The following is an 11,766-nucleotide window of genomic DNA, read 5'->3' on the forward strand; positions in this document are numbered from 1 at the left end:
GGTTTCGCGAAGACCTCCGCCTGTCCGACCATCCTGCCCTCCACGCCGCCGCCGGATCCGGCGCGCCGGTGATCTGCCTCTATGTGCTGGACGACGCGGCCGGACGGGCTCCCGGCGGCGCCGCACGCTGGTGGCTGGCGCAGTCGCTGCGCGCGCTCGGTGCCGACATCGCGGCACGCGGCGGATCACTGGTGCTGCGCAAGGGATCGGCAGCCAGGGTGATCCCGGAGGTAGCACGCGAAAGCGGCGCCAGCGTCGTCTACTGGAATGCGATCGCTCAGGCCCCGCATCGGGCCGTCGAGAAACAGCTCGAAGCCGCCCTGGCAAAGCTTGGCGTGGACTCGCGAAGTTTTCCCGGCGACTTGCTCGTGCAGCCCTCGGCGATCCGCAACAACGAAGGCCGCGGCCTGCGCGTGTTCACGCCGTTTTGGCGGCGGGTGCTGTCGCTCGGCGATCCACCCAAGCCGCTCTCCGCGCCGAAGGAACTTCGCCCCGGCCCGAAGTTGGGGAGCGATAGGCTGGAGACCTGGAAGCTCGAGCCGACCAGGCCGGACTGGGCGGGCGGCCTGCGCGAGACCTGGACGCCCGGCGAAGCCTCGGGCCGTACACGCCTGCGCGACTTCCTCAAGCACACCGTGCGCGGCTATGCCAGCGACCGCGACCGCCCGGACCGCCGGGGGACCTCAGGCCTCTCGCCGCATCTGCGGTTCGGCGAGCTCAGCCCCCGCCAAGTCTTTCACGCCGCACGCTTTGCCGCGGACGATAACCCGGCGATCAGCTCCGGCGTCGACAAGTTCCTGAGCGAATTAGGCTGGCGCGAGTTCTGCCGCCACTTGCTCCACGATCATCCGAGCCTTGCCACCGAAAACCTGCAAACCAGCTTCAACGACTTCCCTTGGAGATCCGACGAGAAGGCGCTCGCCGCTTGGCAACGCGGCAGCACTGGCTATCCGATCGTCGATGCCGGCCTGCGCGAGCTCTGGCACACCGGCGCGATGCACAACCGGGTTCGGATGGTGGTCGCCTCGTTCCTGGTCAAGCACCTCCTGATCGACTGGCGCGCTGGCGAAGCTTGGTTCTGGGACACGCTGGTCGACGCGGACGCCGGCAGCAATCCTGCCAATTGGCAATGGGTCGCAGGCTGCGGAGCGGACGCCGCGCCCTTTTTCCGCGTGTTCAATCCGATGCTCCAGGGGCAGAAGTTCGACCCCGATGGCGCCTACGTCCGGCGCTGGGTACCGGAACTGAAGGACCTGCCGGCGAAGCTGGTCCACCAGCCTTGGCAGGCAACGCCGATCGAGTTGACGAGCGCAGGCATCACGCTCGGCAAGACCTATCCGCAACCGATCGTCGACCATGCCGCGGGACGCGAGCGCGCGCTCGCCGCTTACGCGAAGATCCGCAAAGGTTGAGCGCTGCTTTGACACGATCATGAAACCCGTTATCGTCATCGCTCCATGCAAACCGTGGGGGACACGATATGGATGACGCTAAGCCGATCACCGAGCAGGCGATGGAGACGATCACCACCGCCGTGGAAGCGACCAAGGATGCGGCCGTCACCGCTGTGAAGCAGGTGAAGAAAGCGGCCAAGAAGGTCGCAAAGAAAGTCGCGCCGCCGAAGAAGGCTTCGAAGAAGAAGGCCAAGAAGTCGTCGAAGAGGTCGTCGAAGAAAGCGGTGAAGAAATCCGCGAAGAAGGCCACCAAGACATCAGCGAAGAAGTCCGCCAAGAAAGCGGCCGCATCGAAAAAGAAGAGCAGGAAAGCCAAGCGCTGATCGCAACGACAGTAGTCTCCGGATGCAGGCACGTCCGGAGACCTTCCCCTACCCTCGCCGTTTTGCGACGCGCCGGCCCGGGTGATGCTTTCCCTTCGGGTCGCGAAATTCACTGCGATGGCCGCGCCGGTCTTCGGCGTTGAAACGCCGCCGCTTCGCAGGCGAGCCGAACGCCTTGATCACCTTCCTGCCATTGACCTTTTTGATGACGTAGCCGCCCTCGGTCATCGAGAACGGCGCTTTCAACGTTCCCTTGTGGTCGAACTTGGTGCCGCGCGGATGCTTGAAGGGCTCGAACCAGGACGGATAGACGAAGTTCGACATCGCAAAACCGTTCACGACGAAGGCGTCCTCCTCCACGGCATCGCAGACCTCATAGGCGTATTGGGTGTTGCGGTTCTTGTCGGCCCAGAGATTGGCCATGGGGTCGAGCACCATCTCGAACAGTTCGTGCGAGGCTGCCACGCTGACCGGCTCATCGCCCAGCGCCTTGACGAAGATCTTGGAGATCGGCTGTCCCCGGTGCGTCAGCTCGTGACGCCCGAGCATATTCTTGTGCGAGGCATCGTCGAAATAGACGAGCTGCCAATCCGTCCACTTCGGCTTGCGCGCGACATAGAGCTCGACCGGATAGCCCCACACAGGCAGGAAATGCTCGTCGTAACACTTTTGCAGCGCTGCGGTCAGCTGCGTCATCTCGTGGTCGTTGATCGAGTCCTTCGCGTAATTGATGCAGGCAATCCGGACCGGCCTCATGGACCTTCCGAGCAGCGCGCGCCTCGGCTTCTTCATGGAAATCACCGTGTGAAAAGGCAGCTGAAATGCGGTCAGCATAGCACGCCGGACCCTGCACGTCAGGGATGTATTCCGGCAAGCGCTTCTAGGAGCCGAAGCGCCGGTTGACCACGAAAACCGCAGCCGCGCACATCGCCATGCCGGCGATCGCCAGTGCATCGAGCTTTTCCCCGAACAGCAGATAGGCCATCAGCGCCGTCACCGCAGGCACCAGATAGAACAGGCTCGCGACCGACGTCGCCGCGGCGTGGCGGATCAGCCAGTACAACAGCCCGATCGAGCCGATCGAGAGCGCGACGGCAAGCCAGGCGAGCGCAAGCATGAACTCCCGGGTCCAGTGCACGACACGGTCCTCGAACAGGAAGGCGCCCATGGTGAAGAAGATCGTGACGGCGACATATTGCACGAGATTGCCGGCACGCCAGTCGATGTGGTTACAGAAGCGTCGCTGATATAGCGTGCCGAGGGTGATGCTGATCAGCGAGACCACGGAGGCGAGCCAGCCAAGACCCGCCTCTCCCGTCATCGGGCGATTGTGCAGGATCAGCGCGACGCCCCCGAGCCCGAACAGCAAGCCGCCCCATTGCACCGGCGTCACTTTCTCCCCGAGCCAACGGTTGGCAACGGTCGAGGTCAGGATCGGCTGAAGGCCTGGAATGAGCGCAGAGAGTCCTGCCGGGATCGAGTGCGAGATCGCGATCGCCGTGCCGCCGAGATAGAAGCCGTGGACCAGAATGCCGGCGACGGCGCTATGCGCGATGCCGATACGATCGGGCCATTTGGGGCGAGCAATTCCTGCGATGATCGCCATCAGGCCGACCACCAGCGCCATCCGGATGGCGAGATAGGTCAAGGGATCGGCGTTGTTGACGACGTATTTGGTGCCGATGAAGCCGGTGCTCCAGAGCAGGACGAACAGCACCGGAGCCGCCCTCGCGGCCAGATGATCTTGATTATGATTCATTGCCGCCCTCATTGCCCGAGCGGGCGCGGTGCGGCAATGCGAATTTCCAATGCTGCGCTGCGACGGACGTGGCGGCTCAGGTCAGCCGATCACCATTCTTCCGGACAGGGATTGATGATCTTCCAGAGTTCGACCCCGTTCTTGATCTTCTTCATGTCGGTGGTGAGCCCGCCATTGCGGCGGATCCAGTCCTTCACCGTGTCGGGGTAGTAGGACATCAGGTCGGAGGTCCCCTCGGCGCTGGTGACCTTGATCCCGAAGGTGAAGGCCTTATCGTAATAGGCCTGGTGGAAGCCGAGGCTCGCGCGCGGGGTCACGCAGATCTTGTTCATCGGCACGATGCCGAGCACCAGCGTGCAGGCCGAGTTGCAGATGCCATCGATGATCACGCGCTCGCCGGTGTCGCGGACGCGCTTGTACTTGGCTTTGTATTCCTCGACATAGCCGCCATGATCGCGAGTGATGTGCAGCTCCGCCCGCGCAGGCGCGGCGGCGACGAGGAGCAACAGCAGGCTAAGGAGCGTGATGCGCATGACGTGACGGCGAAAACCTTGCGGGAACGAACCGGGCTCGAAAACACCCCAACGAAACCAGAAGTGGCCGGCGGGAATCTTTGACCGGATTCTCTTTGGCCATACTTATGTGGGGAATTCGTTAAGCATCCCGAAAAGGCCAAAAATGGGCAGGTTCGGGCCGCCCTTTCCGGCAATTCTGTCACACTCACCCGGGAATCTGCGGGATCAGTCCCTAATTCCGCGCTTCGGACGGGTGCCCCGGCGGCCCGAAATGGCTATAGATGGCTGACCTATTGGCGCGGGTTTTCCGGAGAATCGAGATGAGCAAGTTGACGCTTGTAGCCGCGGTTGCTGCCCTGTCGGCGGCAATCCTAGCCCCTGGTTTCGCGGAGGCGCAGGTGCATCACCGGTATCATCGCTACAGCAATCCGCTGCCCTACCCGATCAGCTATCTGCACAATTACGGCCCGGGAATCACCCCCGGCACCTTCGCCTTTTACGACGGCCCCTCCACCAATCACTGCTATCAGAGCGCGGCTGCCTATATCGGCCAGGACCGCCGGCGGCATCCCTGCTACTGAGGGGCGCCGCGGCGTCCTTTGGCGGCGGGAGCCCTATCCGACGGCCCCCGACAACAGCAACTGCTTCTCGATCTCGTAGACCGGCAGCTTGACCAGGTCTTTGCCGATCTCGCCTCGAAGCGCCCTGCGCACCGCCTCCGAATAATCGGTACGGATCATGCCCAGCGCACGCGGAGAGGCCACCACCGTCAGGGCCGAGGTTTCCCCGGCACCGAGTGCGGCATCGAGGCGTTCGGCGAGACTGCGCAGGAAGGTGCGTTCGGCCTCATCGTGCCAGTCGGTCTGCTCCGCCGAGCTGCGAGCGCCCCCAACTGCCGCATGCAGCCTGCCGGGCGCATCGGTCCCTTGCGCTGACGTCGATGGATTGGCCTGCTCGCGAACCTCCTTGGTGTGAAGGTTCGGAAACATCTCGTCGCCGAGATTTTCCAGGATGAGCGCCTTGCGTCCGTCGCACACGACGAGCCAGTCGCCCTTGTCGATCCTCATCTTGTCCATTGCACAGCTCCCAAACAATCGGCCGTCTTGCTTCCAACCGGCGCGGACGGCCGGTCCGAACGCGCTTCGAATTCCTCGAAGACGGCCCACACGGCAACACTAGGGAGGAAGGCGAACGTGCGAATTGCGCAGGATCAAGCCCAGGGCGATGCCGAACCCGTGGCGATCGGCGCCGACCTGGGATAGGCTGACCACGCTTGATCGGGACCATGGCGGATTGGCTGAAGGTTTGTTCACCAGCGTTACATTTCGGTCCCGCCACAATTTGATCCGAACAACTTCGATATCCTGTATTGCGTAAGCGGAGGAGACATCATGAAGCTTGAGATAGGCCTTGTCGCCGCGTCTCTGCTCGGTGCTTTTGTGGCATCCTCGACGACGGCGTCGGCCATGCCCGTCGCGCCAGCCCCTGCAGCACCGCAGGTTTCCAACGTCGAGCAGGTCCGCATGGTCTGCAACGCCTGGGGACGTTGCTGGTGGCGGCCGAACTATTATTACGGCTATGGCTATGGCCCCGGCTATTATGGACCGAGGCCGTATTACGGTCCGCGCTATTACGGCCCGCGCTATTATGGCTATTTCGGCTACCGCCGCTGGTAGGATTGGAAGGGGCCTTCGGGCCCCTTCGCTTTTGCGAGACGGAGCACGCGTCGGAGCCCGCGAACCTGGAGCAATTCCAAAACTGATCTAGATCAAAGATGAATTATTGTGGCGCGGTCATTCTGTATCAATGGCCGACTTGATTGTTTTCCGGTGCCCCCAGACGGGCTTGAATGTGCAAACACATCTCGAGAAGCGGCAGGGGCACGAGGGACCAAGCCTCGAGTCCTTTACCTGCCCTGCCTGTATGAGGCTCCATTTCATTGATCTCACGACCGGTCAGCCGATGAGCCGCGACCGATGATGGTGGCATCGCATCGACAGCTTCGTGGCATGATGTCCGCAATCCTACGTTCCAGAATCCGGGTTTACACAATCGTCGTGTTTCGCCAATGATGGCCACGTATCGACGTTCATTTCATTGTCACATTGCAGCATCCGGCCAGACGCATGTTCTTCGACGCTCTCGCCCCTTCCTCCGCCCTCCAGCTGACACGGTTTACCGATGTCGACGCATTTCGACCGGCTGAGTCGTTGGAAGATTCCCGGAGTATTCCTCTCGACGTTGCCAATTTCACCGCGGCGCGAGCGATCGTGAACCTGCCGGCGTGCCGGATCATCGTCGCGAGGTCGTTTGCGCGCATCCTGGAGACCACTTATCGCGCACCAGGCGGCATGGTGATCCTGCCGATGAGCGACAATCTGCGCGCGAGTTCGAGCGGAATGGATATCGACTCGCGCTTCTTCATCGCCCTGCGCGGCAGCCACCATTGCCATTTCGTCGAGCCCCAGATCAATCATCATGCGCTGATGATTTTCTCGCCGACACTCAGGGATCGCGGCTGGTTCGATCGCGCCGACTCACTGTGGGTCCGCATCGCGGACCCCGCCGCTCATCTCCACGCTCGGCAGCTTGTGCAAGACATTCTCAGAACAGCGGCGGTCGAACCGCGCATGTTCGAGACCCGGGAAGTCGCAGCGCATCTCCAGGAGGGCCTGCTGCTCGCCCTCGACGATCTGTTTCAGATCGACCCATTGTCCGAGCGCATAGCGCCGAGCGCAGGCGCGCGTTCCGCAAAGCTGGTGCAGCAGGTCGACGATTATGTCTCGGCCTATCCGACTGCACCGATCTATACCGCCGACCTCGCCGGCGAATTCGGCGTCTCGGTCCGTACGCTCAGTGGCGCGGTGAGCAAAGTGCGCGGCATGAGCCTGCATCAATACATTCGCCTGAAGCGGCTGTGGGCCACCCGCATGCAGCTCCTCAGGAGTGGCAGTGCCTCGGTCGGCACGTGCGCGCGCGCCCATGGCTTTCATCATCTCGGCGAGTTTGCCGCAGCTTACCGTGCAACCTTCCACGAGACGCCTTCGGAAACGCTGGCGCGAGCCCGGCAAACTGGTCTTTCAGCCAATTGACCACAGTACCGCGCTACGCCTGCCCTGACTCGGACTGATGCAAAGGCCAGCCTCCGACGGCTTCGGGCTGACAAATGGCGCGCTCGGAGAGATTCGAACTCCCGACCCTCGGAATCGAAATCCGATGCTCTATCCAGCTGAGCTACGAGCGCCCTGCCCGGGTGGTGGCGGGCTAAACCGAACCGTCACGGACATATACTGGCAGGCCAGCACATCGACGACGCTCGGATCGGATGGAATTAGCAGAGCGGTCAGACAATAAAAAGCCCCTCCCCGCCTGAATCGAGGCGAACGGGCTTCCTTACCAAGTCGTATTGAAAAGGCCGAAATGCGGCTGCTGTGCAACCAGCATCATCGGCTGGCCGCGCTGCGGCGTCGGACGCGAACGAGCCATCCTGCGCCGGGGCTGAACGGGGGCATGGACCTGCGGTTTGGCCTCGGCCTTCGGCGTGAGCTGGGCGAAAGTCTCGCGCACTCGGGCCTTCGCGGACATGTCGGCCAGCACATCCGCCTGCGCCGGCGGCTGGGCCGGTGCGGCGGCCTCCGTCTTGACCGCTGGCGCGGCAATGGTCGGCTGGCTGGTATCGAGCACCACACGATCAGGTAGATGACGGTCGGACCGGATCCGGATCAGCGGCTGGTCGTAGCCTGCACTCGCAACAGCCTGCGGGGGCGGCGACGCAGGCCAGACGAAATCGGCTGCGAACAACAGTGCGAGCAGCGCTCCACCGACGAACATGAAATACCGAAAGATGGGCATTGGCCGCGCTCCGCCCCCCGCATCCCCGCGTGGGCTTTTCGCCTTAACCGGCGATCCTTCAGTTGGTTCCTGGGCCCAGCCTTCGGTTCAAATGGCAACGCCAAGATTTTGGCCAAGGGGAGAGATCAGTAACGTTTCCGCTAGCGGAAACGCAGGCCGTTAGACGCGTCGCGCCGTGACCAGTGAACACTTCGCCTGATCGGCGTTCACGTTGACGAATCCGATGGAGACGCGTGCAAAGGTCTTGCGGCTCTTCATACCGACGGTGTCGGCCAGCACGCGGCTACGGTCAGTCAGATGGCTGCCGTCGCGCCGCGTGAAAGCGCAGACGATCTCGATATCCTTTACGGCATAATCGTTGTCATTTCGCACGGTGAACGTGACTAGCGCCTTGGAGCCGAGCCCGCCGCGGCGCCAGGTCTGCGATGATATCTTGAGGCCGTCGAGGCCTGCCCCTGGGGTCGCGGCGGTATCTGAGGCTGATGCCGGGAGCACAGGATCGACGCTTGCCAGCGCCAAGTTCACCGGCTCGGCTTGCACAATGTTATTCTGAGAGGGCAGCATCAGCAGCCAGACAGCCCCGCCAACCAGGAACCCGGCCAGCAGTCCCAACAGGCCGCGCGTGAACCAAACGTTCGTGGCAGACCCGGATCGCGGCGAAGCCTCGCCATTCCCGACGAGATTTCGCAGTCCGATCCAGCCAAACCCTGCGCTCATGGCGGCGTCACTCACCTCCGTCTTTAACCCGCGAGAGGAACTAAGGTTCCCGCAAGCGCGCGAATCTCCGATAGAAGCCACGGTAGCGGTCGGCGATCGGGATCGCTAACATGCACATGCGCTGCAACATTGCTCAGCCCCGACCGAGAGGATCTGAAATGCCAGTCGTCGTCACCTGGGATCACGTCCATCTGCGTAGCCCCGATCCGGAAGCGACCGCGGCATGGCTGCGCGATATCCTGGGTGGCGAGATCGTGAGCGCACCGGGGCGCATCGACGTCAATCTGGGCGGCGCAAGGATCTTCATCGCGCCGCTGGAGGGCGACAGCGCCGTCAGCCCGCCGCCCGCGCACCCCCATCAGGGCCTCGACCATTTCGGGCTCACGGTAAAAGACATCGACGCCGTCGCCGCCGAGATCAAGGCCAAGGGCGTGACCTTCACGCGTGAGCCGACCACGATCCGGCCGGGCGTCCGCATCTGCTTCATCCGCGGTCCCGAGGGCATCTCCATTGAGCTGCTCGAGCGCGACAAGAAATACACCTGAGGCAGACCCCGGCGTGCCAGACGAACCTGCTGCCGGGCTAGGTCATGCTACCGGGCATAAAACAGCGGATGGTCACGCCCATATAGCCGTAGATCGGCCACACCATGGTACGTCCGACCCGATTGGGCTCCGAGATCACGGCTTCCTCGGGCACGTCGACCCAGACCAGCTCCTGCGGCTTGCCTTCGATGACGTAGCCGAGGCGCGGGATGCGGACACGATAGTGCCCGTCCTTGCTCTCCCAATCGGAATCGGAGATCGCTGAGCCGTCGGCATCGGAGCAGCATGGCCCCTTGCCGCTGCGCAAGCCGTCGAACCAGGCTTTCAGCTCGGCGCTGGTGTTGACGAACTGCCCGCGGTCGCGTGCGTGCCCGCGAGGGGCAAGCAGCGCGATCAGCGCCAGCGCGCAAGCAAGACCCGCCGCGCTTCGCCACCGTTTGGGGCGGCCATTTCGCCGTCGTTGTGTTTCGTAGATCGTGGGACGCGCACTGTATAGACGCGGCTCATCGCCGCCGGAATCGATCCAGTTGCTCACGTTCGTCTTGCTCCAGCACCCCGCGGCCAGTGCAACAATGGTTATGCATTTCGCGGGCCAACTCTGATTCGCAACGACTGGCCTCACTGCATGATCAGACCGTCATGTCAGCGTCACAGACAATACGGGACGATTACGGTCGCCATCCCTGCCAGCAAGAACTGCCGCGTTGCGCGAGGGACTACGCTTTGGCATAAAAGCTTCACCGGTTACGCCATTGGGCGATGGCGGCCGGCCCACGGGACGTTATGAAGAACGGCCTCTATTCAATTCACGTGAGCCTGCTCGATGGTCGAACAGGCAAGGGCAGCGGCGTGATTGTTTTTCGCGACGGCAAGATCGTCGGCGGCGATGCCTACCTCTATTACACCGGCAGCTACGTGGTGAAGGACGAGCACACCTTCAAGGGCGAGGTGCTGGTGCAACGGCACACCTCGCCGCGGGGCGATGATAATCCGCTGTTCGGCGGCCCTGCCCCGGTCGGCATTGGCGTCAGCGGGACCTACACGGACACCCGCGCCGAGATGACGGGCACCGCGCTGGTCGGCAAGGCCAGCCTGATTTTCGGCGCCACCCTGCACAAGCTCGCAGAGGTCGACTAGGCAAACCGCTATTCGGCGGCCTGCTCCAGCGGCGCAGTGCGCGGCAGGATCATCTGGATACGCGTGCCACCGCCTGGCTCGGAATCGAGGTCGAGCCGCCCGCCAAGCCGGTTGGTGACGATGCTGTAGACGATGTGCAGCCCGAGGCCGGTGCCCCCCTGGTCCCGCCGCGTCGTGAAGAACGGATCGAAGGCGCGGCGGCGCACGTCGAGGCTCATTCCGCAACCATTGTCGGAGACGATAACCTCGACATTGTCCTTGCCGCTCTCGCGCACCTTGATGTCGATGGTCCCCGGACGTCCGTCCGGGAAGGCGTGCGCCACCGAGTTCAGGAACAGATTGGTCAGCACCTGGCCGTACGGGCCGGGATAGCTATTCATGGTCAAATTAGGCTGGCATTCGACGTTGAGCGTCAGGTTCTGCTTGCGCAGACCGGGACGCAGGCTCATCACCACCTGCTCGGTGAGGTCAGCGAGATCGAAGCTGCGCTGATCCGAATAGTTGCGGTCCGCCGCGACCTGCTTGAACGACTGGATCAGCTCGGCCGCGCGGTTGAGGTTGGAGACGAGCTGCGAAGAGGCGTCCCGGCTGGTGTTGAGATAGTCGTTGAGGGTCGAGCGGCGAAGCTCGCCGCGCTCGACCTCGGCGCTGAACATCGCCGTCTTCCGCTCGAGCGCGGAGGCGACCGTCAGGCTGATGCCGACGGGATTGTTGACCTCGTGAGCGACACCGGCGACCAGGCGTCCGAGCGCGGCGAGCTTCTCCGCCTCGATCAGCGAGGCCTGCGTCTCGCGCAGATTGCGCAGCGCAGTCTCCGCGGCATCCTTGGCTTTCCGCATCTCCTGTTCGCCGCGCTTGCGCTCGCCGATGTCGAGCGCCACGGTGACGATCCGCTCGATCTCTCCGGCAGCATCGAGCAAGGGCAGCTTATTGACCAGCCATTGTCGCATATTGCCGGAGGCGTCTTGATACTCCTCCTCGTAGAAGCCGAGACCTTTCCGCAAGCTGAGCACGCGCTTGTCGTTCTCGTCGGTCTTGGCCGCGCCATAGCGCGACATCAGATCTGCGGTGGTGCGGCCGAGTGCGTCGCCGGGCTCAATGCCGAAGATGCCGGCCATGTAGCGGTTCATCAGCACGTAACGGAGGTCGCGGTCCTTGACGTTGATGACGGCAGGCACGGTGTCGATGACTTGTTGAAGCAGGCGCCGGCCTTCGGCAATCGCATCTTCCGCCCGCTTCTGGTCGGTGATGTCGCGCAGCGTGCCCTCGTAGCGGACGATCCTGCCCTGCTCGTCCCGTACGCCCGTCGCGCTGTCGGAGAGCCAGAGGATGTCGCCGCTGCGCTGGCGGACCTGATACTCGAACTCGCGCACCATGCCGTCGCGGTGCATCAGGCGCTGATATTCCTCGCGGGCCGCGGCGTCGACGTAGATGGTGTGGGCGATGTCGCTGATGCTGTCGATC

At 63.1% G+C, this 11,766-nt stretch carries 15 protein-coding genes and 1 tRNA gene; 7 read left to right on the forward strand and 9 right to left on the reverse strand.

Annotation, left to right across the window (positions count from 1 at the left end):
- Nucleotides 1-20 precede the first annotated feature (20 nt).
- Nucleotides 21-1,412, forward strand: a complete 1,392-nt coding sequence (locus IF809_RS19480; RefSeq protein ID WP_462838232.1) for a cryptochrome/photolyase family protein — start codon at nucleotides 21-23, stop codon at nucleotides 1,410-1,412.
- Nucleotides 1,413-1,480: 68 nt separating this feature from the next.
- Nucleotides 1,481-1,777 (forward strand): histone, encoded by a 297-nt coding sequence (locus tag IF809_RS19485; RefSeq protein ID WP_453997261.1) that lies wholly within the window; start codon nucleotides 1,481-1,483, stop codon nucleotides 1,775-1,777.
- 48 nt (nucleotides 1,778-1,825) lie between these two features.
- On the opposite strand, the gene IF809_RS19490 is transcribed toward IF809_RS19485, so the two are convergent.
- From IF809_RS19490 to IF809_RS19500, 3 genes are all read right to left on the reverse strand, one after another.
- Nucleotides 1,826-2,569 (reverse strand): hypothetical protein, encoded by a 744-nt coding sequence (locus IF809_RS19490; protein ID WP_462838229.1) that lies wholly within the window; start codon nucleotides 2,567-2,569, stop codon nucleotides 1,826-1,828.
- Between the two features lie 88 nt (nucleotides 2,570-2,657).
- Complete coding sequence (locus IF809_RS19495) at nucleotides 2,658-3,536, reverse strand: DMT family transporter (protein WP_453983410.1); 879 nt, start codon at nucleotides 3,534-3,536, stop codon at nucleotides 2,658-2,660.
- 89 nt (nucleotides 3,537-3,625) lie between these two features.
- On the reverse strand, nucleotides 3,626-4,069 hold the full coding sequence (locus IF809_RS19500) for a hypothetical protein (protein ID WP_453997257.1): 444 nt from the start codon (nucleotides 4,067-4,069) through the stop codon (nucleotides 3,626-3,628).
- Nucleotides 4,070-4,371: 302 nt separating this feature from the next.
- Here IF809_RS19500 and IF809_RS19505 point away from each other — a divergent pair, with 302 nt between their 5' ends.
- Nucleotides 4,372-4,632, forward strand: coding sequence for a hypothetical protein (locus IF809_RS19505; protein ID WP_453997255.1), 261 nt, complete (start codon nucleotides 4,372-4,374; stop codon nucleotides 4,630-4,632).
- Between the two features lie 33 nt (nucleotides 4,633-4,665).
- Here IF809_RS19505 and IF809_RS19510 read toward each other — a convergent pair whose 3' ends face one another.
- On the reverse strand, nucleotides 4,666-5,127 hold the full coding sequence (locus IF809_RS19510; protein WP_462838230.1) for a baeRF12 domain-containing protein: 462 nt from the start codon (nucleotides 5,125-5,127) through the stop codon (nucleotides 4,666-4,668).
- 315 nt (nucleotides 5,128-5,442) lie between these two features.
- Here IF809_RS19510 and IF809_RS19515 point away from each other — a divergent pair, with 315 nt between their 5' ends.
- Nucleotides 5,443-5,727: a hypothetical protein gene (locus tag IF809_RS19515; protein WP_453997252.1), complete on the forward strand. Its 285-nt coding sequence runs from the start codon at nucleotides 5,443-5,445 to the stop codon at nucleotides 5,725-5,727.
- A 450-nt stretch (nucleotides 5,728-6,177) separates the two neighbouring features.
- Complete coding sequence (locus IF809_RS19520) at nucleotides 6,178-7,143, forward strand: AraC family transcriptional regulator (RefSeq protein ID WP_453997250.1); 966 nt, start codon at nucleotides 6,178-6,180, stop codon at nucleotides 7,141-7,143.
- A gap of 75 nt (nucleotides 7,144-7,218) precedes the next feature.
- Here IF809_RS19520 and IF809_RS19525 read toward each other — a convergent pair.
- The 3 genes from IF809_RS19525 to IF809_RS19535 form a co-directional block, all read right to left on the reverse strand.
- A tRNA-Arg gene (locus IF809_RS19525) sits at nucleotides 7,219-7,295 on the reverse strand.
- Between the two features lie 149 nt (nucleotides 7,296-7,444).
- Nucleotides 7,445-7,903 (reverse strand): hypothetical protein, encoded by a 459-nt coding sequence (locus tag IF809_RS19530; protein WP_453997248.1) that lies wholly within the window; start codon nucleotides 7,901-7,903, stop codon nucleotides 7,445-7,447.
- Nucleotides 7,904-8,062: 159 nt separating this feature from the next.
- A complete protein-coding gene (locus tag IF809_RS19535; RefSeq protein WP_453997646.1) occupies nucleotides 8,063-8,620 on the reverse strand; it encodes a hypothetical protein in 558 nt (185 codons plus the stop codon).
- A 158-nt stretch (nucleotides 8,621-8,778) separates the two neighbouring features.
- On the opposite strand from IF809_RS19535, the gene IF809_RS19540 reads away from it, so the two are divergent.
- Nucleotides 8,779-9,165, forward strand: a complete 387-nt coding sequence (locus IF809_RS19540; protein WP_128966786.1) for a VOC family protein — start codon at nucleotides 8,779-8,781, stop codon at nucleotides 9,163-9,165.
- Between the two features lie 37 nt (nucleotides 9,166-9,202).
- Here IF809_RS19540 and IF809_RS19545 read toward each other — a convergent pair whose 3' ends face one another.
- Nucleotides 9,203-9,700: a hypothetical protein gene (locus IF809_RS19545; RefSeq protein ID WP_453997246.1), complete on the reverse strand. Its 498-nt coding sequence runs from the start codon at nucleotides 9,698-9,700 to the stop codon at nucleotides 9,203-9,205.
- A 248-nt stretch (nucleotides 9,701-9,948) separates the two neighbouring features.
- On the opposite strand from IF809_RS19545, the gene IF809_RS19550 reads away from it, so the two are divergent.
- Complete coding sequence (locus IF809_RS19550; protein WP_164938740.1) at nucleotides 9,949-10,302, forward strand: GrlR family regulatory protein; 354 nt, start codon at nucleotides 9,949-9,951, stop codon at nucleotides 10,300-10,302.
- Nucleotides 10,303-10,310: 8 nt separating this feature from the next.
- Here the strand turns inward: IF809_RS19550 and IF809_RS19555 are convergent.
- Nucleotides 10,311-11,766, reverse strand: a 1,456-nt coding sequence (locus tag IF809_RS19555) for an ATP-binding protein (RefSeq protein ID WP_462838231.1), incomplete at its 5' end; no start/stop codon positions are given.

Source organism: Bradyrhizobium sp. UFLA06-24, from assembly GCF_054967145.1.

Coding starts and splice junctions, on each gene's coding strand:
- IF809_RS19490 (WP_462838229.1), bottom strand. CDS start 2,569: ATGAAGAAGCCGAGGCGCGCGCTGCTCGGAAGGTCCATGAGGCCGGTC.
- IF809_RS19500 (WP_453997257.1), bottom strand. CDS start 4,069: ATGCGCATCACGCTCCTTAGCCTGCTGTTGCTCCTCGTCGCCGCCGCG.
- IF809_RS19515 (WP_453997252.1), top strand. CDS start 5,443: ATGAAGCTTGAGATAGGCCTTGTCGCCGCGTCTCTGCTCGGTGCTTTT.
- IF809_RS19520 (WP_453997250.1), top strand. CDS start 6,178: ATGTTCTTCGACGCTCTCGCCCCTTCCTCCGCCCTCCAGCTGACACGG.
- IF809_RS19540 (WP_128966786.1), top strand. CDS start 8,779: ATGCCAGTCGTCGTCACCTGGGATCACGTCCATCTGCGTAGCCCCGAT.
- IF809_RS19510 (WP_462838230.1), bottom strand. CDS start 5,127: ATGGACAAGATGAGGATCGACAAGGGCGACTGGCTCGTCGTGTGCGAC.
- IF809_RS19505 (WP_453997255.1), top strand. CDS start 4,372: ATGAGCAAGTTGACGCTTGTAGCCGCGGTTGCTGCCCTGTCGGCGGCA.
- IF809_RS19530 (WP_453997248.1), bottom strand. CDS start 7,903: ATGCCCATCTTTCGGTATTTCATGTTCGTCGGTGGAGCGCTGCTCGCA.
- IF809_RS19485 (WP_453997261.1), top strand. CDS start 1,481: ATGGATGACGCTAAGCCGATCACCGAGCAGGCGATGGAGACGATCACC.
- IF809_RS19535 (WP_453997646.1), bottom strand. CDS start 8,620: ATGAGCGCAGGGTTTGGCTGGATCGGACTGCGAAATCTCGTCGGGAAT.
- IF809_RS19495 (WP_453983410.1), bottom strand. CDS start 3,536: ATGAATCATAATCAAGATCATCTGGCCGCGAGGGCGGCTCCGGTGCTG.
- IF809_RS19550 (WP_164938740.1), top strand. CDS start 9,949: ATGAAGAACGGCCTCTATTCAATTCACGTGAGCCTGCTCGATGGTCGA.